Annotated in this window: 19 protein-coding genes and 1 riboswitch; of the genes, 7 read left to right on the top strand and 12 right to left on the bottom strand. The window is 64.3% G+C overall.

Annotated features, from left to right (window positions below; translation table 11 throughout):
• Positions 1-10: 10 nt before the first annotated feature.
• From ACCQ06_RS11500 to ACCQ06_RS11515, 4 genes are all read right to left on the bottom strand, one after another.
• A complete protein-coding gene (locus ACCQ06_RS11500) occupies positions 11-1,201 on the bottom strand; it encodes a methyl-accepting chemotaxis protein (protein ID WP_055854408.1) in 1,191 nt (396 codons plus the stop codon).
• Positions 1,202-1,345: 144 nt separating this feature from the next.
• Entirely contained in the window at positions 1,346-1,960 is a 615-nt protein-coding gene (gene hflD / locus ACCQ06_RS11505) for a high frequency lysogenization protein HflD (RefSeq protein WP_104617307.1), read from the bottom strand.
• A complete protein-coding gene (gene mnmA, locus ACCQ06_RS11510) occupies positions 1,960-3,096 on the bottom strand; it encodes a tRNA 2-thiouridine(34) synthase MnmA (RefSeq protein ID WP_316685778.1) in 1,137 nt (378 codons plus the stop codon). The genes hflD and mnmA overlap by 1 nt, the downstream gene beginning before the upstream one ends.
• Positions 3,093-3,551, bottom strand: coding sequence for an NUDIX hydrolase (locus tag ACCQ06_RS11515; protein ID WP_104617305.1), 459 nt, complete (start codon positions 3,549-3,551; stop codon positions 3,093-3,095). The genes mnmA and ACCQ06_RS11515 overlap by 4 nt, the downstream gene beginning before the upstream one ends.
• Before the next feature lie 250 nt (positions 3,552-3,801).
• On the opposite strand from ACCQ06_RS11515, the gene clpS reads away from it, so the two are divergent.
• Positions 3,802-4,122: an ATP-dependent Clp protease adapter ClpS gene (gene clpS / locus ACCQ06_RS11520; protein ID WP_016901748.1), complete on the top strand. Its 321-nt coding sequence runs from the start codon at positions 3,802-3,804 to the stop codon at positions 4,120-4,122.
• 142 nt (positions 4,123-4,264) lie between these two features.
• Positions 4,265-6,547: an ATP-dependent Clp protease ATP-binding subunit ClpA gene (gene clpA, locus ACCQ06_RS11525; RefSeq protein ID WP_316685779.1), complete on the top strand. Its 2,283-nt coding sequence runs from the start codon at positions 4,265-4,267 to the stop codon at positions 6,545-6,547.
• Between the two features lie 413 nt (positions 6,548-6,960).
• Here clpA and infA read toward each other — a convergent pair whose 3' ends face one another.
• The 4 genes from infA to trxB all read right to left on the bottom strand — a co-directional run bounded on the left by infA (position 6,961) and on the right by trxB (position 10,194).
• The gene (gene infA / locus ACCQ06_RS11530; protein WP_002813418.1) at positions 6,961-7,179 is read right to left on the bottom strand and encodes a translation initiation factor IF-1; all 219 of its coding nucleotides are present in this window, start codon (positions 7,177-7,179) and stop codon (positions 6,961-6,963) included.
• Between the two features lie 80 nt (positions 7,180-7,259).
• A complete protein-coding gene (gene aat, locus ACCQ06_RS11535; RefSeq protein WP_316685781.1) occupies positions 7,260-8,009 on the bottom strand; it encodes a leucyl/phenylalanyl-tRNA--protein transferase in 750 nt (249 codons plus the stop codon).
• Positions 8,010-8,052: 43 nt separating this feature from the next.
• Positions 8,053-9,171 carry a GNAT family N-acetyltransferase gene (locus ACCQ06_RS11540; protein ID WP_316685782.1) on the bottom strand — a complete coding sequence of 373 codons (1,119 nt, stop codon included), beginning with the start codon at positions 9,169-9,171 and terminating at the stop codon, positions 8,053-8,055.
• A 54-nt stretch (positions 9,172-9,225) separates the two neighbouring features.
• Positions 9,226-10,194, bottom strand: a complete 969-nt coding sequence (trxB, locus tag ACCQ06_RS11545; RefSeq protein ID WP_055854385.1) for a thioredoxin-disulfide reductase — start codon at positions 10,192-10,194, stop codon at positions 9,226-9,228.
• 283 nt (positions 10,195-10,477) lie between these two features.
• Between trxB and ACCQ06_RS11550 the strand changes: the two genes are divergently transcribed.
• The 3 genes from ACCQ06_RS11550 to lolA all read left to right on the top strand — a co-directional run bounded on the left by ACCQ06_RS11550 (position 10,478) and on the right by lolA (position 15,796).
• Positions 10,478-12,832, top strand: coding sequence for a DNA translocase FtsK (locus tag ACCQ06_RS11550; RefSeq protein WP_316685783.1), 2,355 nt, complete (start codon positions 10,478-10,480; stop codon positions 12,830-12,832).
• 312 nt (positions 12,833-13,144) lie between these two features.
• Positions 13,145-15,067, top strand: coding sequence for a DUF3857 domain-containing transglutaminase family protein (locus tag ACCQ06_RS11555; protein WP_316685784.1), 1,923 nt, complete (start codon positions 13,145-13,147; stop codon positions 15,065-15,067).
• A gap of 57 nt (positions 15,068-15,124) precedes the next feature.
• Entirely contained in the window at positions 15,125-15,796 is a 672-nt protein-coding gene (gene lolA / locus ACCQ06_RS11560) for an outer membrane lipoprotein periplasmic chaperone LolA (protein WP_316685785.1), read from the top strand.
• Positions 15,797-15,893: 97 nt separating this feature from the next.
• Here the strand turns inward: lolA and xopZ are convergent, their stop codons facing one another.
• Positions 15,894-19,976, bottom strand: a complete 4,083-nt coding sequence (gene xopZ, locus ACCQ06_RS11565; RefSeq protein WP_316685786.1) for a XopZ family type III secretion system effector — start codon at positions 19,974-19,976, stop codon at positions 15,894-15,896.
• A gap of 242 nt (positions 19,977-20,218) precedes the next feature.
• Between xopZ and ACCQ06_RS11570 the strand changes: the two genes are divergently transcribed.
• Positions 20,219-21,592 carry a replication-associated recombination protein A gene (locus tag ACCQ06_RS11570; protein WP_316685787.1) on the top strand — a complete coding sequence of 458 codons (1,374 nt, stop codon included), beginning with the start codon at positions 20,219-20,221 and terminating at the stop codon, positions 21,590-21,592.
• A 2-nt stretch (positions 21,593-21,594) separates the two neighbouring features.
• A riboswitch (Fluoride riboswitch) is annotated at positions 21,595-21,663 on the top strand.
• A gap of 113 nt (positions 21,664-21,776) precedes the next feature.
• Positions 21,777-22,178 carry a fluoride efflux transporter CrcB gene (gene crcB, locus ACCQ06_RS11575; RefSeq protein ID WP_055854372.1) on the top strand — a complete coding sequence of 134 codons (402 nt, stop codon included), beginning with the start codon at positions 21,777-21,779 and terminating at the stop codon, positions 22,176-22,178.
• A 354-nt stretch (positions 22,179-22,532) separates the two neighbouring features.
• Here the strand turns inward: crcB and ACCQ06_RS11580 are convergent, their stop codons facing one another.
• The 3 genes from ACCQ06_RS11580 to ACCQ06_RS11590 form a co-directional block, all read right to left on the bottom strand.
• A complete protein-coding gene (locus ACCQ06_RS11580) occupies positions 22,533-23,738 on the bottom strand; it encodes an acetyl-CoA C-acyltransferase (RefSeq protein ID WP_316685788.1) in 1,206 nt (401 codons plus the stop codon).
• Positions 23,739-23,878: 140 nt separating this feature from the next.
• Positions 23,879-26,251 carry a 3-hydroxyacyl-CoA dehydrogenase/enoyl-CoA hydratase family protein gene (locus ACCQ06_RS11585; RefSeq protein ID WP_316685789.1) on the bottom strand — a complete coding sequence of 791 codons (2,373 nt, stop codon included), beginning with the start codon at positions 26,249-26,251 and terminating at the stop codon, positions 23,879-23,881.
• A 24-nt stretch (positions 26,252-26,275) separates the two neighbouring features.
• Positions 26,276-26,908 (bottom strand): TetR/AcrR family transcriptional regulator, encoded by a 633-nt coding sequence (locus tag ACCQ06_RS11590; protein WP_007963815.1) that lies wholly within the window; start codon positions 26,906-26,908, stop codon positions 26,276-26,278.
• Positions 26,909-26,968 lie beyond the last annotated feature (60 nt).

Consider the following 26,968-nt stretch of genomic DNA (forward strand, 5'->3'; position numbering starts at 1 on the left):
GCCATCGGTCTTAGAACAACTCGACCGTGCCGGCACCCATGCCCTGCTGTGCGACCGGCTTGTGCGGCGGGCGTTCCCACTCCACACGCATGTCGCGCAGACGGCTGGACACCTTGGCCAGCGACGCAACCAGGTCGCTGTCGTACACGCCGCCATTGCGATGCAGCAGTTCCTGCAGCGCCACCGCCTCACGGTTGATCGCGGTGAGGCGATCGAGGTGGGTGTGGATGCCGCTCAACGTCTGCGTGGCGATGTCCTCGAACTGCAGGGCGCGGACGGCTTCGGCCACGCTGCCGTCGATGGAGCGAGCGCACTCGGAGATTTCGCGCATGCCATCGCCCAACGAGGCGTTGATCTGAGCGACGTTCTCTAGCATGGCGGCCGATTCATGGCGCGCCTCGCGGGAGCGGTCCATGTGACGCGATGCCAGCTGCGAGACCGTTTCACGCACCTTGGCGATCGATTCCTTGGAGCTGTGTGCCAGCTTGCGGATCTGTTCGTTGAAGGTGGTGGAACGTTCGGACAGGTTGCGCACCTCGTCGGCGACCACCGCGAAGCCGCGACCGGCTTCACCGGCACGTGCTGCTTCGATGGCGGCGTTCAACGCCAGCAGGTTGGTCTGGTCGGCGATCGACTTGACGTCTTCCAGCAACGCGAAGATGCCATCCAGATGCTGCGCCATCTCATCGATGTGATGGACGGTGTTGGTGCTCTGGCCGCTCACCTGTTCCAGCGCTTCCACCAATTGCTCCATGCGGGAGCTGGCGTGCTGGGCGAAGCGGGCGACATCGACGCCGGCACTGCCATCGTCGCCTGCGCGGTCGACGATGCGGGCCAGTGCCTGGCTTTGCTGGCGCGACTTGCGGTTCATCGATTCGAAGCTGCCACCAAGACCGGACACGGCCTGGCGGATCAGTTCGCGGGCACGCTCGACTTCCGAGCGCGAACCATCGACTTCGTTGCTGACGAACGTACGCAGTTCGTTGAGCAGTTGGTCCTGCTCGCGCAGGATGCGGGTCTGGTCCGGGTTGCGCCGGAACTGGGAATACGTCACCCAGGCAGCGAAAACCAACCAACTAAGGGTCATGGTCGCCAGGATCGCCCAGCGCACCGAGGCGGGCCAGTCGAATCCGACAGCGAAGGGAAACAGCAAGGTCAGGGCCAAAGGAGCGGCTAGACGGATGAGTGGACGTGAATACATGGGCGTTCTCGGCAGAGTCACGGTTGCTGTATCGGCACTACCCCCGTGGTCTTTAGCGACGATCGCCATCTCGTCTTGCCCATGCGCTTGCGGTCGGTGGGCGCTAACGCCCTTTGCGGGCGCCTGAAACCGCATTTGCGTCGCTTAGCGCAGCGCGCGGTCCACCGCTTCGCTCATCGCGCGTTTGGCGAACAAAAAATCCCACAAGCTGCCCCCCATCTGCCGCCACAGCACCGCCGAGCGTACCGCTGCCAGCAACAATGCGCGGATTTCCGCCACCACGCCTGCCTGGCCCAGGTAATGCGGGTTGCCCTGCACCATGACTTTGGGGCGCAAGTGGCTGATGGTCTGCGCGTACAACCCGCCCAGTGCACTGAGCACATCCGGGTGAGCGCTGTCGTTCAGGTTCTGCGCCTGGCGGGCAGCGGCCTCGATGCCGCCGGACACCGTGGACACTGTCGTGGTGTCGCGCACGAAGCGGCGCTCCAGTTGCAGCACCGCCAGCGCCAGGCGCGGCAGCACATCGTCCTGAGCCTGGTTGCGGAAGTAGTTGTGCAACAGGCGCAGACCGGGCGCCACCGCCGCGGCCGAGCCGTAAACTGCCTCCGGCGAGGCTGCATCCACCCGGAACACACTGTCCATGGCGGTGCGCACCGTCGCCGCTTCCGAATGGCCGGTCTCGGCAATCCGCCGCACCTGCTGCAAGGCCTGGGCGACGCCGGCAAGGGCCAGCACACGGTGATCCATGGAAACACTCATCAAGCCACACCCTCAAGAGGAAAAGAAGATCCCGCCAGCTGGCGTTCCAGCGGCGCATCGGTGGCGGCAATGACCCCACCGCCCAGGCATTCCTCGCCGTCGTACAACACCAGCGACTGCCCGGGCGTTACCGCCCGCTGCGGCCGCTCAAAACGCACCTGCACGCTGCCGTCGTCCTGCACGTCCACCGTGCACGGCTCGTCCGGCTGCCGATAGCGGGTCTGCGCCGTGCAGCTGAAGCGACGCGCAGGCGGCGCGCCGGTCACCCAATGGGCCTGCTCGGATTGCAGCCAGCGCGACTGCAGCAATGGGCTGTCGCGGTCCTGATCCACGTACAGCACGTTGCTGGTCACATCCTTGCCGACCACGTACCAGGGCGCTGCCGCCCGGCCACGCACGCCGCCGATATTCAGGCCCTCGCGCTGACCCAGGGTGAAGTAGAACACCCCCGGATGGTCGGCAATGCGTTGCCCCTGCGGGTCTCGGATCTCGCCGGTGCGGGCGGGCAGGTAGCGCCCCAGAAATTCGCGGAAGTCGCGCTCGCCGATAAAGCAGATCCCGGTGGAATCCTTCTTGGCGTGGGTCGGCAGACCGGCGTCCTGGGCAATGCGGCGCAGCGTGCTCTTTTCCAGATCGCCGATCGGGAACAGGGTTGCGGCCAGTTGGGTCTGCCCCAGTTGGTGCAGGAAATAGCTCTGGTCCTTGCCACGGTCCGCCCCACGCAGCAGCCGCCAGCGTCCTCCGCTGTAGGCCGCCTGCGCGTAATGGCCGGTGGCGATGCGCTCGGCGCCCAGCGCCTGGGCAGCGTCCAGGAAATGCTTGAACTTGACCTCGCGGTTGCACAACACATCCGGGTTGGGCGTGCGTCCGGCGGCATATTCGGCCAGAAAGTGCTCGAACACGCCGCTCCAGTATGCGCCCGAAAAATCGCGAAAGTGGAACGGGATACCCAGCACGCCGCACACCGCGACCGCATCGCGACGGTCGTCTTCGGCGCGGCAATCGCCACTGCCGTCGTCGGCCCAATTCTGCATGAACAACCCGGCGATCGACTCGCCTTGCTGCGCCAGTTTCCACGCCGCCACCGACGAATCCACGCCACCGGACACCCCCACCACGATGCGCGGCGTGCTCATGCGACGTGCCGCACCAATGCCAGCGGGTGACGCTGTCCGGCCAGAAAGTCGGCCACCACTTCCCACACCAACGGGCTCCGCAGCCGATCGGTCGCCTCGCGTAATTCATCCGGTGTCATCCACAGCGCACGCACCACGCCGGTATCCAGGCTGCGCTCGGGGTGATGGGTCACCGCCTCGCCGACGAAAGCAAAGCGCAGGAAGCATTGGCCGCTCGGCGCCACCCATTGGTAGGTGCCGATGAAATGGGTCAGGTGTACGTCCCAGCCGGTTTCTTCCAGGGTTTCGCGCACCGCCGCATCCAGCAGGCTTTCGTTCGGCTCCAGATGGCCTGCGGGCTGGTTCAACAACAGCCTGCCGGCGATGGTTTCTTCCACCTGCAGGAACTTGCCGTCGCGCACCACCACCGTGGCCACGGTGACATCCGGGTGCCAGCGCTGTTCGGACGTGCTCATCGGTCGTGCTCCTGGGCGGGGGAGGGGCCGGCCATTGCGCCCGTCATCGCATCGGCGCCAAGGCGACCCGCACGACCGCGCAACGGGTGCAGGGGCGCGCAGGCATGCCGGGATGCTGAGGAGGACGGCGCCAGTCGCAGCGCGGTCGGGGTATCGGTCATCAAGGGCCAGCCGGGGAATCGGAGACAAATTGTGCGGGCCGCGGCGCAAATCGTCCAATGCGTGCGGCGATGAACCGTATAATGGCCCGATGCCTCGGAAGACATCTCACGAACACGATCATGGCCTCACGGTCGAAGCCAGCAAGCCTGAAGTGGCGCCACCGCCGCGTTATCAGGTGTTGCTGCTCAACGACGACTACACCCCGATGGACTTCGTGGTGACCGTGCTGCAGCAGTTTTTCAACCTCGATCTGGAGCGGGCCACCCAGGTCATGCTGCACGTCCACACGCGTGGGCGCGGCGTTTGCGGGGTCTACAGCCGCGAAGTGGCCGAGTCCAAGGTGGCGCAGGTCAACGAATTTTCGCGCATGAACCAGCACCCGCTGCTGTGCACGATGGAGCAGACCTGAGCGAGCTTGACGGCCGTTCCAGCAGTGCAACAGTGTGGCTGCAATCACGTGCTAACGCCGTCTGAACATGCCTATCCGATAGGGTTGTGGAAAATCCCAACAAAAGCCGCATATTGTTGGCAACAGCCGTTCGGAGTTACCAATGTTCAGCAAAGACCTAGAGCAAACAATCGGCCAGTGCTACAAGCGAGCACGCGAGGCGCGTCATGAGTTCATGACCGTCGAGCACCTGCTGCTCTCGCTGCTGGACAACCCTTCCGCGCAAGCCGTCCTCAAGGCCTGCGGGGCGGACCAGCTGAGGCTGCACAACGACCTGGAACAGGCGATCGAGGCCTCGGTCTCGCGTCTGGCCGAAGACGATGGCCGCGACACCCAGCCCACCCTGGGCTTCCAGCGTGTGCTGCAGCGTGCGGTTTACCACGTGCAGTCCTCGGGCAAGAAGGAGGTTACCGGCGCCAACGTGCTGGTCGCGATCTTCGGCGAAAAAGACTCGCATGCGGTGTACTTCCTGAATCAGCAGGACATCACCCGCCTGGATATCGTCAATTACCTGTCCCACGGCATTGCCAAGCTCGGCGAAGACGGCGAGCAGCCGTCTGCGTCCGATGGTGAGCCCAAGAGCGAGGGCGGGGAGGGCGAGGCCAAGGGAGACGCGCTCGCCGAGTACGCCACCAACCTCAACGAGCAGGCGCGCAATGGCAAGATCGACCCGCTTGTCGGCCGCGCCGACGAGATCGAGCGCACCATCCAGGTGCTGTGCCGCCGCCGCAAGAACAACCCGCTGTACGTGGGCGAGGCCGGCGTGGGCAAGACCGCGATAGCCGAAGGCCTGGCCAAGCGCATCGTCGATAACGACGTGCCGGAAGTACTTGCCGACGCGGTGATCTTCTCTCTGGACCTGGGCGCGCTGGTTGCCGGCACCAAGTACCGCGGCGACTTCGAAAAGCGCCTGAAAGGCGTGCTGACCGCGTTGAAGAAGGTGCCCAATGCGGTGCTGTTCATCGACGAGATCCACACCATCATCGGCGCCGGCTCGGCCTCGGGCGGCACCATGGATGCCTCCAACCTGATCAAGCCCGCGTTGGCGTCGGGCGAGCTGCGCTGCATCGGCTCGACCACGTTCCAGGAATATCGCGGCATCTTCGAGAAGGATCGGGCGCTGGCGCGGCGCTTCCAGAAGATCGATATCGTCGAGCCGACCGTCGGCGAAACCTTCGAAATCCTGCAGGGCCTCAAGCCCAAGTACGAAGCGCACCACGGCGTGACCTATGCCGACGATGCGTTGCAGGCGGCGGTGGACCTGTCGGTCAAGCACATTGGCGATCGTTTGTTGCCGGACAAGGCCATCGACGTGATGGACGAGGCAGGTGCGCGTCAGCGCCTGCTGCCCGATGGCGTGCGTAAGGAGCTGATCGACATCGAGGAGATCGAAACCATCGTCGCCAAGATGGCGCGCATCCCGGCCAAGCAGGTCAGCGCGACCGACAAGGACGTGCTGCAGCACCTGGAGCGCAACCTCAAGATGGTGATCTTCGGGCAGAACCCGGCGATCGAAACGCTGGCCGGCTCGATCAAGCTGGCGCGCTCTGGCCTGGCCAACCCGGAAAAGCCGATCGGCAACTTCCTGTTCGCCGGCCCCACCGGTGTCGGCAAGACCGAGGTGACCAAGCAGCTCGCGCTGCAGCTGGGCATCGAGCTGGTGCGTTTCGATATGTCCGAGTACATGGAAGCGCATTCGATCAGCCGCCTTATCGGTGCGCCTCCGGGCTATGTCGGCTTCGATCAGGGTGGCCTGCTGACCGAGAAGATCGTCAAGACGCCGCACTGCGTATTGCTGCTGGACGAGGTGGAGAAGGCGCACCCGGACATCTTCAACATCCTGTTGCAGGTCATGGACCGCGGCATCCTCACCGACACCAACGGGCGCGAAGCAAACTTCAAGAACGTGATCCTGGTGATGACCACCAACGCCGGTGCCACGCAGGCCTCACGTCGGTCGATCGGCTTTACCAAGCAGGATCATTCCACCGATGCGATGGAGTCGATCCGCCGCGGGTTCACGCCGGAGTTCCGCAACCGTCTGGACGCGATCGTGCAGTTCCAGGCGCTGGGCTTCGACCACATCCTGCGCGTGGTGGACAAGTTCATTATCGAGCTGGAAATGTTGCTGCAGGAAAAGCACGTCTCGCTGTCGGCCACCCCGACCGCGCGCGACTGGCTGGCCCAGCACGGCTTTGATCCGCTGATGGGCGCACGCCCGATGGCGCGCGTGATCCAGGAGAAGATCAAGCGTCCGCTCGCCGACGAGCTGCTGTTCGGCAAGTTGGTGGAAGGCGGGCGGGTCAATATCGACGTCAAGGACGGCGAGCTGGTGGTGGAAGCGCATCCGGAGCCGGAGCGTCTGTTGCCGGCAACCGTCGACTGATCGATGCAGCTGGTTGACGTGTACTGGAAAAAGCCGCTCGAACGAGCGGCTTTTTTATGTCCGGAGCGCGATACTGCGCGAACAACGAGTCGTCGTTTCAGTGCCCGACATTGCTTAGCGCAACACCCGGCGTCTGCAACAGGGTGTAGCGGCGCAAGATAACCAAGGCGCAAGATAAGCACTGTGTTGCCGCATCAGCGCATGCCTGCATTTTTCAGGGGCGAAATTCCGAGCGCGCGGATAGAGGTCGGCTCGCGATTGGATGTCCGGCAGCGGCGCGTCTGCCGTATTGCTTTCGCCCAGGAATACGCCACGCTTTGCCCTTCGCGCTGCTGAAAGGTACGTCCCTCACCAAATCGCAGGCACGACAAAAAGCGGCCATGGGCCGCCTTGCGTCTCAGCACCAGAACCGCTTACTTCATGCGGTAGGTAATACGGCCTTTGGTCAGGTCGTACGGAGTCATCTCAACCTTGACCCGATCGCCGGTCAGAATGCGGATGTAGTTCTTGCGCATACGGCCGGAGATGTGGGCGATGATTTCATGCCCGTTTTCCAGCTTGACCCGGAACGTGGTGTTGGGAAGCGTCTCGCTGACGCTGCCTTCGAATTCAATGGAGTCGTCTTTCGACATGTAATCCTGTGCAATCAAAGCTGGCCCGGAAGGGCCGTAAGGGACGGCATTTTACGCTCCATCTCCCCGTGGTGCAAATTTTATGTTAAGTGGGCTTCACCCAGCGCCGTGACGGGCCGCTCACCGTAGCGTTCGGACCAGCTACCGGCCGGTTCCACTAGGGCTACCTGGCGCTGCACGTGTTGCACAAACTCCGCGCGTGGCATGTGCTGCGCGCCCAGGCTGAGCAGGTGCGGGTTTTCCACCTGCGCATCGAGCAGCGGCCAGCCGCGCGCATGCAGGTCGGCGGCCAGGGCGGCTAACGCCACTTTCGAGCCGCCGCTGATTGCGCTGAACATGCTTTCCCCGAAGAACATCTGGCCGATCGCCACGCCGTAGATGCCGCCCACCAGGCGCGCGCCGTCGAACACTTCCAGCGAGTGCGCGTGGCCGCGATGGTGCAGGTCGACATAGGCCTCCTGCATCTGCGCGGTGATCCAGGTGCCGTTCTGTCCGGGACGCGGGCTGGACGCGCACGCGGCAATGACTTGCGCAAATGCGGTATCGGCTCGCAGGGTCCAGTTGCAGTTGCGCAGCTGCCGTTTGAAGCGCGACGACAGGCGCACGCCATCGGTGCGAAATACCATGCGCGGGTCCGGGCTCCACCACAGAATCGGTTGCCCTTCCGAAAACCACGGAAAGATGCCGTGCGCATACGCGTTGAGCAGGCGTTGCGGGTGCAGGTCGCCGCCGAGGGCGAGCAGGCCGTCGGGCTCGCGCAAGGCGCGCTCGACCGGCGGAAACGGGCTGGCAGGGTCCTGTGACAGCAGGTGGGGCAGGGCGCGCGACATGGAGTGAGTCTAGCGGTGCTGCGTGCGGGCGGTGCGCATTGGGTCAGTCGCGAAACGGGCTGTGGTCTGCCAGTTCGACCGCGTGCCGCGCGACGGCCTCGCGTTCGTCGGCGCACCATTGCGCCAGCGGTTCGCGGAAGCCGGGGTCGGCGATCCAGTGACGGCTACGCACCACTGTCGGCAGAAAGCCGCGCGCAATCTTGTGCTCGCCTTGTGCGCCAGGCTCGAAGCGGCTCAGACCTTCGCGCAGGCAGTATTCGATGCCCTGGTAATAGCAGGTTTCGAAGTGCAGGCCAGGCAGGGCTTCGCCGCCCCAGTAACGGCCGTAGAGCGTGTCGTGGCCGCGCAGGCATAGCGCACCGGCAATCGCTTGCCCATCGAGGTCGGCCAGGAACATCACCAGCTGACGCGGCAGGTGTTGCGCCAGGTGGCGCAGGAATTCGGGAGTCAGTGCCGGCGAATTGCCGTACTCGTTGAAGGTCTTGAGATAGAACCCGTACATGGCGTCCAGGTCCGCCTCGCTGGCCTCATCGCCATGCACCACGCGCAGCTGCACGCCGGCGCGCTGCACCTTGGCGCGTTCCTGGCGGATGTTCTTGCGGCGTTTGTGGTCCATCGCCGCCAGAAACGTTTCGAAGTCGCTCCAGCCGCTGGCGTTGTGCCAGTGGTATTGCAGATCGTTGCGTTCCAGCCAGTCGGCATCGAATGCGGCATCTTCATCGGCCAGATGAAAATTCACATGCGCCGAAGACAAGCCGCTGCGCTCCACCAGTTCGCGCATCGCGGCCAACAAGTGCCCACGCCACTTGGGCGCGCCGAGCAGGCGCGGGCCGGTGACGGGCGAGTAGGGCACGCCGCACAGCCACTTCGGGAAATACTCCTGCCCGTAGCGTGCATACGCATGCGCCCAGGCATGGTCGAACACGAACTCGCCGTGCGAATTGTTTTTCAGGTAACCCGGCGCGGCGGCGACCAGCGTGTCGCCGGTCCACAAGGTCAGGTGCAGCGGATTCCAGCCCCAATCCGGACGCAGGCAGCCTTCGCGTTCCAGGCCTTGCAGAAATGCATCGCTGACAAAGGGATGGCGGCCGTCGTGCAGCGCATCCCAGGCACCGGCAGGAAGCTCGTCCAGCCGGCGACACCAGCGGGCCGTCACGCTCATGCGCGCGGCCCGTTGGTGCTGTCCGCGCGGCGCGGCCGGCGGTCAGCAGCCATCTCAGGCGCTCTTGTCGAGATAACGCTCGGCATCCAGCGCGGCCATGCAGCCGAAACCGGCCGAGGTGATGGCCTGGCGGTAGTGCTGGTCGGCCACGTCGCCGGCGGCGAACACGCCGGCCACCGAGGTCTCGGTCGCTGCGCCGTTCAGGCCGGAGCGGATTTCCAGGTAGCCGTTGTTCATGGCCAGCTGGCCGTCGAACAGCTGCGTATTGGGGTGGTGGCCGATGGCGACGAAGAAGCCGTGCGCGTCGATATCGCGGGTGCTGCCGTCGAGGGTGGACTTGACCCGCACGCCGGTCACGCCGGCATCGTTGCCCAGCACTTCGTCGATGGCGTGGTGCCAGACGGTTTCGATCTTGCCGGCGGCGACCTTGGCGAACAGCTTGTCCTGCATGATCTTTTCCGCGCGCAGGGTGTCGCGGCGGTGCACCAGGTACACCTTGCGCGCGATGTTGGACAGGTACAGCGCTTCTTCGACCGCGGTGTTGCCGCCGCCGACCACCACCACGTCCTGGTCCTTGTAGAAGAACCCGTCGCAGGTGGCGCAGGCGGAAACGCCCCGGCCCTTGAAGGCCTCTTCGCTGGGGATGCCCAGGTACTTGGCGGTGGCGCCGGTGGCGATGATCAGCCCGTCGCAGGTGTACTCGGCGCTATCGCCGATCAGCCGGAACGGCCGCTGCGACAGATCGGCAGTGTGGATGTGGTCGAAGATGACCTCGGTCTCGAAGCGCTCGGCATGCGCCTGCATGCGGTTCATCAGGTCCGGGCCCATCAGGCCGTGGGGGTCGCCCGGCCAGTTGTCCACCTCGGTGGTGGTCATCAGCTGGCCGCCCTGCTGCAGGCCGGTGATCACCACCGGCTTGAGATTGGCGCGGGCGGCGTAGACCGCGGCGGTCCAGCCGGCCGGGCCGGAGCCCAGGATCAGCAGGCGGGAATGCTTGGCGGGACTGGCAGATGAGGCGCTCATGTATACTCGCGGTCTAGGAGTGGTAGGGACGGCGCTGATGAATTGCGCCCCCGTGGCGGCATAGAGTGGCGGTCCCCACCCGGTGAATCAAGGCGGCGCGATGGAACTGCTTGAACCGCAGATGGCATGGTCCGCCCTGATTGCATGTTCGACGCCGCCTTGTGCGGCGTTTTTCGTTGGCGGCCGGGCGCCCCGGCAGCCGGTGCTCATTCAACTGCTGAAACCGTGGCCTCAGTCGTTTATTATCAACCACTAACAGCATTTTTCTAAGGTCTGGCTACAGGTGGCAAAGCAGGTTCCCGAACGCAGCAAGCCCGCAGAGGGCAAATCGTCGTCGCGCAAGACGGCGGTGGCGGACAATCCGCGTCGGCAAAAGCTCTGGCGCGATCTGGCATTGATCGCGGTGGCGCCGTTGTTGCTGTATCTGCTGGCCAGCCTGTTTACCTATTCGGCAACCGATCCTGGCTGGTCGCGCACCGGCAATCTGGTCGCGCCGATCCACAACATGGGCGGCAGATTCGGCGCGATGGCGGCGGATGTGTTGCTGCAGCTGTTTGGTTATGTGGCCTTCCTGCTGCCGGTGATCCTGGGCGCGGTGGCGTGGATCGCGCTGATCGGCGAGCGCGAGGAGCAGAGCCAGAGCGATCTGGGGCCGGCGCTGCGGCTGGTCGGCATGGTGGGCTTTTTGATCTCTTCGACCGGCTTTTTGCATCTGCGCCTGTTCCAGGGCGAGGTCGCCGAGGCCGGCGGCATTCTCGGCAAGCTGGTCAGTGGGTCGCTAAGCTCGGGCTTTGGTGCCCTGGGCGCCAATCTGTTCGTGATAGTGCTGCTGTTGGTATCGATCACATTGGCGACCGGGTTGTCGTGGTTTGTGGTGATGGAGCGCATCGGCAGGTGGGTGCTGGCGCTGGGCCCGTTGATGCAGCGCAAGACCCACCAGGCCACCGAGTGGCAACAGACCCGCGTGATGCGCGAAGAACGCGAGGAAGTGCGCAAGGTCGATGCAGTCAAGCAGGCCAGGCGCGAGCCAGTCAAGATCGAACCTCCGCCGGCACCGGTGGTGGAAAAGAGCGAGCGCGCCAAGCGCGACACCCAGATCCCGATGTTCCAGGGCGTGAGCACCGACGGCTCGGATCTGCCGCCGCTGGCATTGCTGGACGATCCGAAGCCCCAGACCAAGGGCTATTCGGAAGAGACGCTGGAAACGCTGTCGCGGCAGATCGAATTCAAGCTCAAGGATTTCCGCATCGAGGCGCAGGTGGTCGGGGCCTATCCCGGTCCGGTGATCACCCGCTTCGAGATCGAGCCGGCGCCGGGCATCAAGGTCAGCCAGATCAGCTCGCTGGACAAGGACATCGCGCGCGGGCTGTCGGTCAAGTCGGTGCGTGTGGTGGACGTGATTCCGGGCAAGTCGGTGGTGGGTCTGGAGATCCCCAACGTCACCCGCGAGATGATCTTTCTGTCCGAGCTGCTGCGTTCCAAGGAATACGACAAGTCGGCCAGCCCACTGACGCTTGCGCTGGGCAAGGACATCGCCGGGCGCCCGACCGTGGCCGATCTGGCGCGCATGCCGCACTTGCTGGTGGCCGGTACCACCGGCTCGGGCAAGTCGGTGGCGGTCAACGCGATGGTGCTGAGCCTGTTGTTCAAGGCCTCGCACAAGGAACTGCGGATGCTGATGATCGACCCGAAGATGCTCGAATTGAGCGTCTATCAGGGCATCCCGCATCTGTTGGCGCCGGTGGTCACCGACATGAAGGAGGCCGCCAACGGCCTGCGCTGGTGCGTGGCGGAGATGGAACGCCGTTACAAGCTGATGAGTGCGGTGGGCGTGCGCAACCTGGCCGGCTTCAACAAGAAGATCAAGGACGCCATCGACGCCGGCCAGCCGATGATGGACCCGCTGTTCAAGCCGAATCCGGAGCTGGGCGAGGCGCCGCGGCCGCTGGAGACGCTGCCGTTCATCGTTATCTTCATCGACGAATTCGCCGACATGATGATGATCGTCGGCAAGAAGGTCGAAGAGCTCATCGCACGCCTGGCGCAGAAGGCGCGTGCGGCCGGCATTCACTTGATCCTGGCAACGCAGCGGCCGTCGGTGGACGTGATCACTGGTCTGATCAAGGCCAATATCCCGACCCGCGTCGCGTTCCAGGTCAGCTCCAAGATCGACTCGCGCACCATCCTGGACCAGTCCGGCGCCGAGGCGTTGTTGGGCAATGGCGACATGCTGTATCTGCCGCCTGGCACTGCGCTGCCGGATCGTGTGCACGGCGCTTTCGTCAGCGACGAAGAAGTGCATCGGGTGGTCGAGCATCTGAAGGCCAGCGGGCCGGTGTCCTACGTCGAAGGCGTGCTCGACGAAGTGCAGACCATGGGCGATGGCACCGTGGTGGGCGCAACCGGCTTGCCGGAGAGCAGTGGCGGCGGTGGGGATGAGTCCGACCCGCTGTACGACGAGGCACTGCGCATCGTCACCGAAACCCGGCGCGCATCGATTTCCGGTGTGCAGCGTCGCCTGAAGATCGGCTACAACCGTGCTGCGCGCTTGATCGAGGCGATGGAAGCGGCCGGTGTGGTCAGCCAGCCCGAGCACAACGGCGATCGCACGGTATTGGCGCCGCCGCCGCCGAAGTAACCGCGGTGGCTGTTGTCGCTGCGCGTTGCAGTGGAGCAGTGGGGCGAAAGGGCCAGTGCCTGGGTCCGACTAAGTGCCTGGGTCCGACTAGCCGCAGGGCGCTTTTGTCGCAAGACGCTTTTCGATCTCCCCGCATCGGCATACACACTCCAGTGCGAAACGGCGCATGTCGCATCCACCTCGCGTAGTCGCCGCAACGCGCGCTGCCATACCTGCCAATGCAGCATTGTTGGAAGTCGATACCTGTCATTGCCGGGCACACCGGCTACCCTAGCGGACAAGTGCCGCTCCGGCCCGTCGTGATCGAGACCCATGCTGCGTCGTCCCTTGTTGCTGCTCGCGCTGTTGATCTCCGCTCCGCTGCTTGCCTACGCGCAACAGCGACCCGCGCCTGCTGCGGCGGCGCGTACCCAGGCCGATACCAATTACAGCTTTGCGCGTTATCGCGCCGACTATGAAGTGCGCGCCGATGCCAGCAGCGTGGAAACCGACGAGTACGAGATCCTGCTCAAGACCAAGTCGGCGATTGAGCAGTTCAGCCAGGTGCGGTTGAGCTATAGCGAAAAGATGGAGACGCTCGACGTGCTGGAGGCGTACACCGTCACCGCCGAAGGGCTGCGCCAGGACGTGGCCGCCGACAAGATCTACACCCAGGAAAGCTATTCCAGCGCCTCGGCGGCGATGTACGCCGACCGCAAGGTCAAGGTGGTGGTGTTCCCGAATCTGGCGCCGGGTGCGCGCATCGTCTATCGCGTGCGACGCGCACAGAACACGCCGTACTTCCCAGGTTATTTCAGTCTGTGGGAAACCTTCAGCGTGTTCGCGCAGTACGACGATGCGGTGGTCACCTTGGTTGCGCCCAAGTCGCTGCCGATGCATCTGTCCGCACGTGGTCTGCAGGGCAGCACCAAGCCGGTGGTGCGTGGCGATCAGGCGCGCTGGGAATGGCGTTACCAGCGTGCCACACCGATGAAAAACCAGAACTGGAGCGCGGCGACCTGGGAATTCAGCCCCACGCTGATGGCCAGCACCTTCGACAGCTGGTCGCAGATGGGCCTGGCGTATCACGTCAAGGGCGGGCGCGCCGCCGCAGTCACACCGGCGATCCAGACATTGGCCGACCAGGTGACCAAGGGAATCGATGAGCCGCGGGCACAGGCGGCGGCGTTGTATGCCTGGGTCGCGCGCAATATCCGCTACGTGGCGGTGTACCTGGGCAATGGCGGTCTGGAGCCCAACAGTGCCGACAGCATCCTGGCCAATCACTATGGCGACTGCAAGGACCACACCGTGATTCTGGAGGCGCTGCTGGCGGCCAAGGGCATCGCCAGCACACCGGTGCTGATCGGCGCGGAGGGCGGGCCGACATTGCCGGCAATCCCGGTGCTGGGGCGCTTCAATCACGCCATCACCTACATCCCGGCATTCGATCTTTACGTCGATTCGACCAACCCGTACGCGCGCTTCGGCCAGCTGCCGGCCAGCGATCTTGGCGCGCCGGTGGTGCATACGCGCGACGGCAAGGTCACCCAGACCCCACCTAACGATCGCAAGGTCAATCGCTACGTTGCCCGGACCGAGTACCGCTTCACGCCACAGGGCGGATTGCAGGGCCTGACGACCCTGGACAGCGGCCAGACCGGCGAGGTGGGGCTGCGCGCGATGTTCGTGCAACTCAATGCGCAGAACCGCAACCGCATCGAGGAATCGATCATTGCCCAGTCCGGTTTCGTCGGGACCGGCGATCTGCTGATTCAGGGCGATCCGTTGGATCTGGAGACGCCGTTCAACTATCGCTACAGCTTCCAGGCCAACGATGCGGTGGATTTTTCGGTGGTCGGCGGCATGACCTTGCCCGACATGCCCGGTGCCGAATCGACGCGCGGGATCTACACCACCACCTCGGCCGAAGACAATCTGACCCCGTTCTACTGCAACGACAGCGTGCGTGAGGAAACCTATGTGGTGACCTTCCCCGACACGGTGCCGATCATTGCCATCCCGCGTAGCAGCAGGTTTCGCAACACGGCTGGCGAATACGCAGTGGACTGGTCGCGCCAGGGACAGACGGTCACTGCAGTCCATCGCCTGCAACGCGCGGCGGTGCACGGGCCGCAGGCCTTGTGCCAGCCACAGGATTACCGTGCGTTTCGCGAGCTGTATCAGCAGGTGCGACGCGGCTTTCGTGGGCAGATCGTTTACGGCGATCTGTCCAAGGTGCAGACCGCGCACTGAGCCAGGCCGCCGCCGCTGCATGAACGCGTCCTTGCGATAACGCTCGCCCATTCATCTATGAAGCTTCAGAATTGGCGCACTCCTTTCTGGAAGACCGCGATGCATCGCCAGCTCCGTTATGCCGTCCTCGCCACCGCTCTGTTTGCCGGCACCGCGTTTGCCGGTGCGCGCCAGGAGCTGGACACGTTCACCCGTGGCCTCAAGGGCCTGGATGGGCAGTTCGATCAGCAGGTCACCGATGCCAGCGGCCGGGTCAAGGAGCGTTCGAGCGGGCGGGTCGCATTGTCGCAACCGCGCCAGTTCCGCTGGGAATACGCCAAGCCGTACAAGCAATTGATCGTGGCCGACGGCAAGAAGGTGTGGGTGTTCGACCCCGACCTGGAGCAGGTGACCGTGCGCGCGCAGGGCAACGAAGAGCAGAACAGCCCGCTGGTGGCGTTGATCGACCCCGCACGTCTGGACAAGCAATACGACGTCAGCGAAGAAGCAGCGCCGCGCGATGGCCTGCAATGGCTGTCGTTGACGCCCAAGGTCGACACCGAAGCCAGCTTCCAGATGGCCTCGCTCGGTTTCGGCAAGGACGGCCTGGCCAAGATGGAGGTGGTCGATGCGGTGGGGCAGCGCACTGCGATCAGCTTCAGCGGCTGGAAGCGCAACCCCGCGTTTGCGGCCGACACCTTCCGCTACACCCCGGCCAAAGGCGTGGATGTGGTGGGAGACGCGCAGTAAGCGTAACCGCGGCATGCCTGGTGGCGCCATTCATGGTGCCCTGCAGTACTGTCACGCTGCGGAAGCAGCGCCTTCCCTACGCGGGGCTGCAGTAGTGCTACGGGACCGGTTCATAAGGCGTCCATTGGCCGATCGTACGCATCGCCTCGGCCGATTGGTTGGTCTGGCGCTTGACGAAGAAATCGATCCCGCGTTCGCGGTGGTGTTTTCCCTTTTCGCGCAGGATGAGGATGGTCGGTTCCCAAATGCCTGGGTCGCCGATCAGTTCATCGAAGGCGCGATCGGTGTCGGCAGCTTGCGTTTCGCATCCGGCGGCTCGCAACAACTGGGACTGCGCACGCAACGCATCGAGGCGGGGCGCTGCCTCCGCCTGTAGCGCCCAGTCTACGATTAGCGAGGCGAACTTGTTGTCCTGCATGTAGATGCGGACCCTGTCCACGAAGTCCTTCAATTGGTGCTCTGCCACCATGTACAGCCGCTGGTCGTCGACGATGCCTTGCAGTTTGGAGATCCCGTAGTTGACCCATAACTGCCAGTTCCGCCGCACTTCGTGTTCGAATGTAGCGAAGCTAAAGAATTCGATGCCGCGATCGGTACGGACAGGATCGATTTCATTATTGAACATCCACAAGGTAGAGAATGTCGTGCTGCCGGCCGAGTGCAGTTCTCTGCTGTAGCCGAGGTCGAGCATGGACGTGGACAGGCGCGCGACGGGCGTGGGCGACGCATTGCCGCCGCTGGGGCGCGTCCACTGCTGGGCCACGATGCTGGCCGATGCGCGCGCCGCGATTTCGACCCTGGATTGCGCACTCGAATCCTTCAACACCATTGTCATGTAGCCTTCGATCGGCGTCTGCGAACGAGAGGTCTCCCGTTTTGCCTTGAGGCCGATCGAAACACCCAACGTCGCGCGCCGCGGTTGACCGTCCATGTTCCCCACACGCACACCCGCGGCGACGCCGATGCTGGATTCGGTTACCGAGGAGTTCCGCTCGGCATGTCCGATCAGGCCGGTGGTGATGCTCGGGTGGTGCGCCAGCAATTCCGCTAGAAAGTCGCGCTCGGCTAGCGGGACGCCATCGCTGCCGGATTGCTCGGCAAGCCGCAGCAGGTGCTCGAACATGGCGAGGAATTGAGCACGCTGCTCTAGTTCATGACCCTTGCCACGCCGTGGAACGCGGATCTGAATACCGTGCTCGATGCCTGATTCCTTTTTGATGCGCCAGTCCGCCGATCCGGTGATACCCACCGGTGCGTTTTCGGTGCCGGGCAGCATGACGCCCGCACTGATGCCTGTCGTGGCCTGAAACTGCCGCGTCTTCTGCCGTCCGATCTGCAGCGACAGCCCGGTACGTCCCATGTAAATTTCCAACGTACGATCAGAACTGGTTTGACCACCCGCAGACAATTTCAGCCCTAGCCCGCTCGGGATGACCGCAAGCGCGGCGGACAGCGGCGTTGTATTGAGTCCTATCACACGTTGCTCGGTGATACGCAGCTTGTCGCGCCACTCCAGTCGTTCCATCAGGTTGCGCAGGCACTCAAACAGCGCGCGTGGCGACCTGACGCGGGATGAGTCACCCTCATGCAGAAAGCGACTGGCGCTACCAACGGCCTGATGAAAGTTGTGACGCGCGGCTACCGCCAGCGCCTCATGCAAGGGCGCCGCGCCGACAGGGATACCGAGCGGATGCGCGGGGTGGTCGAGCAGGCCGCGTTGGATCAGGCGCAGCGTTTCGGGTAGACGCATGCGGCCTGTGCGTAGCGCAGCCCAGGCGGAGGCGATCCCAGAATGGCAGGCCGCCAGTTGCAGATCGTGGGTCTCGCTCACGGACGCAGCAGCCGATCGCTGGAGATGCAGGGCGCGCTGCTCGATCTTGCCCAGCACCTTGCTAGTGAAGATCAAGTCGGTTGCGTCCTGTTCGTGCGGGAGCCATTGCACGTATTCGGAAAGCGCCTGCATCGCCAGCTCATCTTGCGACGGTAGCTGCCCGTATGCCTGCTGTATCTGGCGGCGCGCTGCGAGCCAGCTGGTCAAGTGGCCTGCGGCCTCACGAAAGGCTTCGTTGGCGCGCCGCCTAGCAGTCGGCAGCGATTCGGAGGCGCCAACCTTCATTCCCAGCCCGAGTGCGTTGAAGGGATTGAGGGTGCGATCGCCCCGCATAGCGCTGCCAGCCCCGGCCCATTGCGCGAACATCTGCAGGCACGCATTGGCGCGTGCATAAGGCGAACCCGCACGGGTGGTTTCGAAGCCGTTTCGGAATGCGTGGAATGCACTGCGTTGGGCATCGGTCGCGTACTGCAAGCCCTGCTGCGGCGAGGCGCCATGCACGGCATGCCGCGCTCCCATCTGCGCATCGCCCAACCAGGCCTGTTCGGCTTGTTCTGTTTCCGGCGTCAGTGAAAGCCGGTGGCTGGCGCGCAGATGCACTTGCGCCGCCTCTAGCCATTCTTTGGATGGGGGCGTCGGCTCTTCGCGCAGCATCTGCGACAGGACCTGCATGCCGCGCGGCACGCTGACCAACAAGCCCAGGCAGGCGGCGACGGCATCCATGGACGGAACCGTCTCGGCAGCGATGGAGACCTCTGGCGGCGGAATCAGCTCGCGCAGCTGCAGCGCGCTCAGGCGTTGCAGTACGGCTGCCGCGGCCGCGGCATCGCCCGCGCTGGCGATAGATAAGGCCTGCAGGGCGATGCTCAATGTGTCGAAAGGCTGCATGGCGTCGACTCCGAACGCCGCGCTGCGGACATGCAGAGTGTCTGCCCAGGCGTGTATGACGTGCCGACTCATGTGGTTGATCGTCTCGACGCGGAAGCCGGGTAGGGCATCGAGCAGGTTCGCCAGGGCTGTGGTGGCGCCATCGGGGTGAGCGGACTGAGTTTCATCGTTTGGCGACTGCATGTGCGGCGGTTGTGCGGATGCGTTTTCCACCGCGCGCTGCATTTCGTCGTGCGCGGCTTCCAGCGCGCTGACCGTTTGTTCCTGTTGCCACAGCTCGGTTGTATTGACCTGCGACGAATGCAGTGCCTGTTTCAGTTTTGCGTCGATCTGGGCGATGCGCTCCTGCAGGCGCCGCGCATGCCGCTGGCAACGCTCTGCATGCGCGCGTTGCAGGGACAGCATATTTTCGTCGCGCTTGAGCTGCATGCGCTGTGCCTCGATTTCCTGTTTGCGCTCGGCGAGAAGATGAGACGCAAGCGAGCGACGCGGCGGCGCAACTGCAGAGCTGCTTGCGTGATCTGCCTGTGCCGAGCCGTGGCCGAAGAAGACCGCCTTGGACGGTGCATCGCCGCGCGCGCGCGCTGCTTGCAGCTCGTTCTCAATGCGAGCGCCGGCGAGCTCCAGCGGCGAGGCTTTGGCCTCTTGGCGTCCGCTGGCGGGCGATGGCTCGGGGTCGGCTGCGACAGCGAGCGACTGGGGATCGCCTGGTGGCACGTCAAGCGCGGCGCGCGCAGCGGCGATCTTCGACTCGAGCTCGCGCATAGCTGCCACTACCCCGTCGGCTTGCCCGTTGCATCTATGCAGCTGTTTTAGCAACTCGGCGCCTTCGCGCGTCAGCGCGCTGATGCTGTCGCTGAGATTGCAGGCGCGCCGGGCTCCCAGCGCCAGCTTCTCGCGCGCGGCCTGTAGCGTACGTGCATGCGCATAATTTAATTCGTCGTAGCGACGCTGGGAAATGCGAGCGGCCAGGCCTCGATTTGACTGATTCAGGCGGGATATCAGTGCGGCGTTGAGATCACGTGTGGCATTCGGTAACGGTGAGGAAGGCATCGGATGATTGGCGCTGCGTTCCGGCCGAACGGTTGGCCCGTCCCGTTCGAGTTGCACCGAGGAATAGCGCAGCAAGGTTGCGTGCGGTTCCGGGGCGCCGCTAGTTATGCCCAATAGCTCTGCGGCTTTCCGGAAGGGACGCAGGAGTTTGTGTTTGCGTCTGGGAGCGGCTTTCAATCTGGGTTCGACGATACTTGCTTGCGTCGCCTGCTCCAGCAGCGCCGCAGACCAAACCAACGGGTCGTCCTGGGCCTGGATCAATTCGGCTTCGAAGGCGCATGGATCGGGGGTCGCCAACTTGTTGTGCGTCTGCCGCTTTGCCGAGGGCTTGGATGGATGAGCGATGGTCTCGGCCATTCCTGGAAGACAGGCAGCGATGGCAGAGGGTCGGAGCGAAATGCGGGGCATGTTGGAAATCCGTGCGCTGAACGTTTTGATTGCGCGAGCGCCGCTCGCGGCAGATGCAGGGTGCAGGCTAGCTATGGCTGCGCGCGCTTGCTCGTTATTAAGTAACACTATGATGCTGCTTGTTCGATGCCTTGCGGGCGCGCGAAGTAGTCGCTTGGAAAGAGAACGTCGGCGTGTGTGCAGGCGATCGTCGAACACTGCGTTGTGGAGCGGGCAGCCGACGTAGGCGGTAGAATGCAAAGGTGAGCAAACGCAAACGTCCCGACTTGGGTACTCCCGATCTCCTGCATGCTGATCGCAGCGCGATGGGGCCGCTGGCGGAGCGGATGCGGCCGCACACTTTGGACGAGATGGTGGGGCAGAAGCGTTTGCTGGCTCCTGCTAGCGCATTGCGGCGGGCAGTCGAATCCGGCCGCGTGCATTCGATGATCCTGTGGGGCCCCCCGGGCTGCGGCAAGACCACGCTTGCCTTGCTGCTGGCGCATTACGCCGATGCCGAATTCAAGGCCATTTCTGCAGTGTTGTCCGGGCTGCCCGAGGTGCGTCAGGTATTGGCCGAGGCCGCGCAACGGTTTGCCAGCGGCCGACGCACAGTGTTGTTCGTCGATGAGGTGCATCGCTTCAACAAGGCGCAGCAGGATGCATTTTTGCCGCACATCGAGCGCGGCACCATCCTGTTCGTCGGCGCGACTACGGAAAATCCGTCTTTCGAATTGAACTCCGCATTGCTGTCGCGTTGCCGCGTGCACGTGCTCGAATCGGTGTCGCCGCAGGACATTGTCGAAGCGCTGCAACGCGCATTGCACGATTCCGAGCGCGGGCTGGGACAGGAGACGATCCAGGTCAGCGACGCGTCGTTGTTGGAAATCGCCAGCGCGGCCGATGGCGATGTGCGGCGTGCGTTGACCCTGCTGGAAATCGCCGCCGAGCTGGCAGGCGGCGAGGGCGGGGAGATCACGCCGCAGACGCTGCTGCAGGTGCTGGCCGACCGCACCCGCCGTTTCGACAAGAACGGCGAACAGTTCTACGACCAGATCTCGGCACTGCATAAATCGGTGCGCAGCTCCAATCCGGACGCGGCGCTGTACTGGCTCACCCGCATGCTCGACGGCGGTTGCGACCCGTCTTACCTGGCGCGGCGCCTGACCCGCATGGCGATCGAGGATATCGGTTTGGCCGACCCGCGCGCGCAGAGCATGGCGCTTGAAGCCTGGGATATTTACGAGCGCCTAGGCAGCCCGGAAGGCGAGCTGGCGTTTGCACAGTTGGTGCTGTACCTGGCCAGCACCGCCAAATCCAACGCAGGCTACGCGGCCTTCAATCAAGCCAGGGCCGAGGTGCGCGCCACCGGCACCCAAGAGGTGCCGCTGCACCTACGTAATGCGCCGACCAAGCTGATGAAGACGCTCGGTTACGGTCAGGACTATCAATACGACAACGATGCCGAGGGCGGCGTCGCGCTCGACCAGACCGGCTTTCCGGACGCGATGGGCGAGCAGGTGTATTACAGGCCGGTGCCACGTGGACTGGAAATCAAGCTCAAGGAAAAGCTCGACCGGCTGCGCGAGGCGCGTGCGCAGGCACGGGCTGACAAGGCAGGAAAGCCCACGGCATAATCGGCGATACGGGAGATGGCATTCCTCCTTGAACCGCACGCAGTCTGCGCGCTGATGATGCCTGTCCACCCCCGCCGGGGCGGCAGGCCTGTGACCCGGCATCGCTTCTCGACTCAGGATTGATGATGCCGAACACGCATACGTTTTTTTCGAACACCCCACTGGGCGGTTGCGGAGTACGTCCATGAACGCACCGGTGTGGTGGCAGCAATTATTGTTGGCGATGACCGGCGGCGCATTGGGCTCCGGGCTGCGTTTTACGATCGGTGCAGCGCTGCTGCAGCGCTTTGGCGCCGGCTTCCCGTGGGGAACGTTGACGGTGAATCTGCTTGGCTCGTTCGTCGCCGGCGTGCTGCTGGTCTGGCTGGACGCACGCGGTCCGTCGAGCTGGCCACTGCGTGCGCTACTGATCGTCGGCGTGATGGGCGGGCTGACCACCTTTTCCTCGCTGATGATGGAGTGTCTGGTGTTTGCGCGCACCGATCGCTCCACGATGATCGGCGTGTATCTGGCAGTGACGCTGGTGGCCGGGCTGGCGCTGATGTTTGCCGGTGCGCGTGCAGGCCAGTGGCTGGTGGCACGCTAGACCGCCACGTTGGCTGCAAGATTTTTATAGCGATTGAATAGTGCGGGCGTCGGTTTCTGCCCGCTGCGCTGCGCTGCGCATTGCGCGCGGCGATCCTGTCCGGATGTGCGTCCTGGATCGTGCGGTAGTTCCCGCGATCGCGCCAAGAGCGTCCGCTCAACGTTCGCACGGGTGCGTATAAGCGGTGCGTTCACCGGGTGCATCGACTGGCGAATACGAATTCGCATGCGATCCAGATCCGGCCGACGGCGGTTTTCAGCCGCCCAGAAAGAAGGCGTGCTCGCGCACGCCTTCGGTCGTCTCTTCATCGCGTTCGCGAGATCGGCGCGGTGGCCGATCCCGGACGAAAACGACTTACAGCGCTTCGATGATGCCCGCCGCACCCATGCCGGTGCCGATGCACATGGTGACCATGCCGTACTTTTGCTGACGACGACGCAGGCCGTGCACCAGCGTGGCCGCTCGGATCGCGCCGGTCGCACCGAGCGGATGACCGAGTGCGATCGCGCCACCTAGCGGATTGACCTTGGACGGGTCCAGCCCGCTGTCGCGGATCACCGCCAACGCCTGTGCGGCGAAGGCTTCGTTGAGTTCGATCCAGTCGATCTGGTCCTTGGTCAGGCCGGCCTGCTTGAGTGCCTTGGGAATTGCCGCGATCGGGCCGATGCCCATCACTTCCGGGCGCACGCCTGCCACCGAGAAGCTGACAAACCGCGCAAGCGGAGTCAGCCCGTAATCCTTGATCGCCTGCTCGGAGGCCAGCAGCACCGCGCCGGCGCCGTCGCTCATCTGCGAGGAGTTGCCCGCGGTGACGCTGCCGCCGAACTGCCCGTTACGGAACACCGGACGCAGCTTGGCCAGGCCTTCCAGCGAACTGTCCGGACGCGGGCCTTCATCGGTGTCGACCAGACGCTTGCGCAGCGCGATGACGTTGCCGGCCAGGTCGGGCTGGTGCGAGAGGATTTCGTAAGGGGTGATTTCATCGCGGAACTCGCCTGCGGCAATGGCCGCAATCGCCTTCTGATGCGAGGCCAGCGCGAACGCGTCCTGATCTTCGCGCGAGACCTTCCATTCTTCGGCGACCTTCTCAGCGGTGATGCCCATGCCATAGGCAATGGCCACGTGGTCGTCGGCGAAGACGTTCGGCGACATCGCCACCTTGTTGCCCATCATCGGCACCATCGACATCGACTCGGTACCGCCGGCCAGCATCAGGTCGGCATTGCCCAGGCGGATCTGGTCGGCCGCCATCGCCACGGCCTGGATGCCGGACGAACAGAAGCGATTGATGGTCTGGCCAGCCACGGTATCGGGCAGGCCGGCCAGGAGCACGCCGATGCGCGCCACGTTCATGCCTTGCTCGCCCTCGGGCATCGCGCAGCCGATGATGGCGTCGTCGATCCGCGACAGATCGATACCCGGCGCCTGCGCCACCACCGCACGCAGCACGTGCGCCAGCATGTCGTCGGGACGGGTGTTGCGGAACACGCCCTTCGGCGCCTTGCCGACCGGCGTACGGGTGGCGGCAACGATGTAGGCTTCTTGAATCTGCTTGCTCATTGAATAAGGTCTCGAATGGCGGGAAGTTAGCGGTTCGGGACCGGGGACCGGGGACCGGGGACCCGGAAAAGTCAAAAGCGCGCGCTGGCTGCTCCTGCTTTCCCGAGTCCCTGGTCCCGGGTCCCCGGTCCCGGCTTCAATCAGTTCCTCAACGGCTTGCCCGTCTTGAGCATGTGGCCGATGCGCGCCTGGGTTTTTTCCTGCTGGGCCAGTTCGACGAAGTGCTTGCGCTCCAGCTTGAGGAGCCATTCTTCGTCCACCAGCGCGCCGCGATCGACTTCGCCGCCGCACATCACGGTGGCGATACGGGTGGCGATTTCATAGTCGTATTCGCTGATGAAGCGGCCTTCCAGCATGTTGACCAACAGCATCTTGAAGGTGGCGATACCGACGTCGCCGGCGACCTGGATGCGACGTGCCGGCAGCGGGGCGCGGTAGCCGCCCTCCGCCAGTGCACGCGCTTCGGCCTTGGCGATGTGCAGCGCCTCGAAGCTGTTGAACACGATCTTGTCGGTGGCGCGCAACAGGCCCAGTTCCTGGGCGTTGACCGCCGAATTGGAAACCTTGGCCATCGCGATGGTTTCGAAGGTCTTCTTCAGTTCGGCGAACACGTCGCCGCCCGGACCTGCAGCGATCGAGGCACGCACCGCGATCTCCTTCAACCCGCCGCCGGCCGGCAGCAGGCCGACGCCGGCTTCGACCAGGCCGATATAGCTTTCCAGCGACGCGACGGTCTTGGCGCTGTGCATCTGGAACTCGCAACCGCCGCCCAGTGCCAGGCCGCGCACGGCCGAAATCACCGGTACCTGCGCATACTTGATGCGCTGGCTGGTGGCCTGGAAGTTGGCGACCAGCGCTTCGAACGCGTCCACCTTGCCGGCCTGCAACAGGCCCAGCGCGCCAGCCAGATCGGCACCGGCGGAGAAGGGCTCCTTCTGCTGCCAGATCACCAGACCGGCGAAGTCCTTCTCGGCGCGGCCGACGACTTCCTGCAAGCCGTTGAGCACGTGGTCGGACACGGTGTTCATCTTGGTCTTGAAGCTGACCACCGCGATGTCGTCGCCGTCATGCCACATGCGCACGCCGTCGTTTTCGAATACGGTCTCGCCCGGCGAGAACTGCTCGCCCAGCAGCGGATCGGGGAAACGCTGGCGCTTGTAGACCGGCAGTGCCGAACGCGGCAGCTTGGCGTCGTGCGCCGGGCTGTACGAGCCTTCAGCACCATGCACGCCGTCGCGGCCATCGAACACCCAATTCGGCAACGGCGCGCTGCTCATGCTCGTGCCGCTGGAGATGTCTTCGGCAATCCACTGCGCCACCTGCTTCCAGCCGGCGGCCTGCCAGGTTTCGAACGGCCCCAGCGACCAGCCGTAGCCCCAGCGGATCGCCAGATCCACATCGCGCGCGGTCTCGGCGATGTCGGCCAGGTGATAAGCGCTGTAGTGGAACAGGTCGCGGAACGTGGCCCACAGGAACTGCGCCTGCGGGTGCTGGCTTTCGCGCAACTTGGCGAACTTCTCGGCCGGGTTCTTGATCTTGAGAATCTCGACTACGTCCGGTGCGGCAGTGCGATCAGCGGTTCTGTAATCCTGTTTCTGCAGGTCCAGCACCACGATGTCCTTGCCGACCTTGCGGAAGATGCCGGCGCCGACCTTCTGGCCGAGCGCGCCCTTGCCGATCAGCGCGTCCAGCCACTTCGGCGACTTGAAATACTGGTGCCACGGGTCGTCCGGCAGCGTGTCGCCCATGGTCTTGATCACGTGCGCCATGGTGTCCAGGCCGACCACATCGGAGGTGCGGTAGGTTGCCGACTTCGGGCGGCCGACCAGCGGGCCGGTCAGGCCGTCCACTTCATCGAAGCCCAGGCCGAATTCCTGGGTGTGATGGATGGTGGCCAGGATCGAGAACACGCCGATGCGGTTGCCGATGAAGTTGGGGGTGTCCTTGGCGTACACCACACCCTTGCCGAGCGTGGTGACCAGGAACGCTTCCAGGCCTTCCAGCACGGCCTTGTCGGTGCCCTTGGCCGGAATCAGCTCCGCCAGGTGCATATAGCGCGGCGGGTTGAAGAAATGCACGCCGCAGAAACGGTGGCGCAATTGCTCCGGCAGCACGTCGGAGAGCTTGTTGATGCCCAGGCCCGACGTATTGGAGGCAAGTACGGCGTGATCGGCCACGAACGGGGCGATCTTCTTGTACAGGTCCTGCTTCCAGTCCATCCGCTCGGCGATCGCTTCGATGATCAGGTCGCAATCGCGCAACTGTTCCAGGCCGCTCTCGTAGTTGGCCGGCGTGATCGCCTCGGCCAGCGCCTTGCTGGCGAGCGGGGCAGGGCTGAGCTTGCCGAGATTGGCGATGGCCTTGAGCACGACACCGTCGGCCGGACCTTCCTTGGCAGGCAGGTCGAACAGGACGGTGTCGACGCCGGCATTGGTGAGGTGCGCGGCGATCTGCGCGCCCATGACGCCGGCACCGAGCACGGCGGCGCGACGAACTAGCAACGGATTGGACATAGCAATTAGCCTCTTGTGGAGCGTTTACGGTGTGGAATGAGCGCGGAAACCAGGTTCCGCGAAACGAATGAGTTCGCGCGCGGCACGCGCACGGTGGTCGGCCTCGCTGACGCCGGCCGGGCGCTTGATCAGCCCGAAGTCGGCCATGGCGTAGGTGAGCGCACCGGCCAGGAAGTCCAACCGCCAATAGAGCTCCTCCTTGCTCAGGCCCGGTACGCAGCCGGCGATGGCCTTGCCGAATTCGCGCAGGACATGGCCGTAGTGGTCGGACAGGAATTTGCGCAGGTTGTCGTTCTTTTCCGCGTAGGCGCGTGCGATCACCCGCACGAAGGCGCCGCCGTTCTGGCGGTCCTGCGCCATCGCCAGCGCCGGCTCGACGAAAGCGGCCAGCACCGCGGTGAGTTCGCCGGGCTGCGATTTCTTCGCCGCCTCCAGCTGTTGCAGGCGCGCAGCGGTCATTTCGTCCATGCGACGGCGGAACACCTCGTTGACCAGGTTTTCCTTGGAGCCGAAGTGGTAGTTGACTGCGGCGATGTTGACGTCGGCCTGGGTGGTCAGCTGCCGCAGCGAGGTGCCGGCAAACCCGTGCTGGGCGAACAGCTCCTCGGCGGCACCGAGGATGCGGTCCTTGGTGGAGAAGTGGGCGGGCTTGGGCATGCGCTGGGGTCGGACTCAATCAAACGATTGTTTGAGTCTACGGGTTTGGTTGCGAGCCGG

This window comes from Xanthomonas sp. NCPPB 4467, from assembly GCF_041475665.2.
In the GTDB taxonomy this organism is placed as follows: domain Bacteria; phylum Pseudomonadota; class Gammaproteobacteria; order Xanthomonadales; family Xanthomonadaceae; genus Xanthomonas; species Xanthomonas dyei.

Coding starts and splice junctions, on each gene's coding strand:
- ACCQ06_RS11500 (WP_055854408.1), bottom strand. CDS start 1,201: ATGTATTCACGTCCACTCATCCGTCTAGCCGCTCCTTTGGCCCTGACC.
- hflD (WP_104617307.1), bottom strand. CDS start 1,960: ATGAGTGTTTCCATGGATCACCGTGTGCTGGCCCTTGCCGGCGTCGCC.
- mnmA (WP_316685778.1), bottom strand. CDS start 3,096: ATGAGCACGCCGCGCATCGTGGTGGGGGTGTCCGGTGGCGTGGATTCG.
- ACCQ06_RS11515 (WP_104617305.1), bottom strand. CDS start 3,551: ATGAGCACGTCCGAACAGCGCTGGCACCCGGATGTCACCGTGGCCACG.
- clpS (WP_016901748.1), top strand. CDS start 3,802: ATGCCTCGGAAGACATCTCACGAACACGATCATGGCCTCACGGTCGAA.
- clpA (WP_316685779.1), top strand. CDS start 4,265: ATGTTCAGCAAAGACCTAGAGCAAACAATCGGCCAGTGCTACAAGCGA.
- infA (WP_002813418.1), bottom strand. CDS start 7,179: ATGTCGAAAGACGACTCCATTGAATTCGAAGGCAGCGTCAGCGAGACG.
- aat (WP_316685781.1), bottom strand. CDS start 8,009: ATGTCGCGCGCCCTGCCCCACCTGCTGTCACAGGACCCTGCCAGCCCG.
- ACCQ06_RS11540 (WP_316685782.1), bottom strand. CDS start 9,171: ATGAGCGTGACGGCCCGCTGGTGTCGCCGGCTGGACGAGCTTCCTGCC.
- trxB (WP_055854385.1), bottom strand. CDS start 10,194: ATGAGCGCCTCATCTGCCAGTCCCGCCAAGCATTCCCGCCTGCTGATC.
- ACCQ06_RS11555 (WP_316685784.1), top strand. CDS start 13,145: ATGCTGCGTCGTCCCTTGTTGCTGCTCGCGCTGTTGATCTCCGCTCCG.
- lolA (WP_316685785.1), top strand. CDS start 15,125: ATGAAGCTTCAGAATTGGCGCACTCCTTTCTGGAAGACCGCGATGCAT.
- xopZ (WP_316685786.1), bottom strand. CDS start 19,976: ATGCCCCGCATTTCGCTCCGACCCTCTGCCATCGCTGCCTGTCTTCCA.
- crcB (WP_055854372.1), top strand. CDS start 21,777: ATGAACGCACCGGTGTGGTGGCAGCAATTATTGTTGGCGATGACCGGC.
- ACCQ06_RS11580 (WP_316685788.1), bottom strand. CDS start 23,738: ATGAGCAAGCAGATTCAAGAAGCCTACATCGTTGCCGCCACCCGTACG.
- ACCQ06_RS11585 (WP_316685789.1), bottom strand. CDS start 26,251: ATGTCCAATCCGTTGCTAGTTCGTCGCGCCGCCGTGCTCGGTGCCGGC.
- ACCQ06_RS11590 (WP_007963815.1), bottom strand. CDS start 26,908: ATGCCCAAGCCCGCCCACTTCTCCACCAAGGACCGCATCCTCGGTGCC.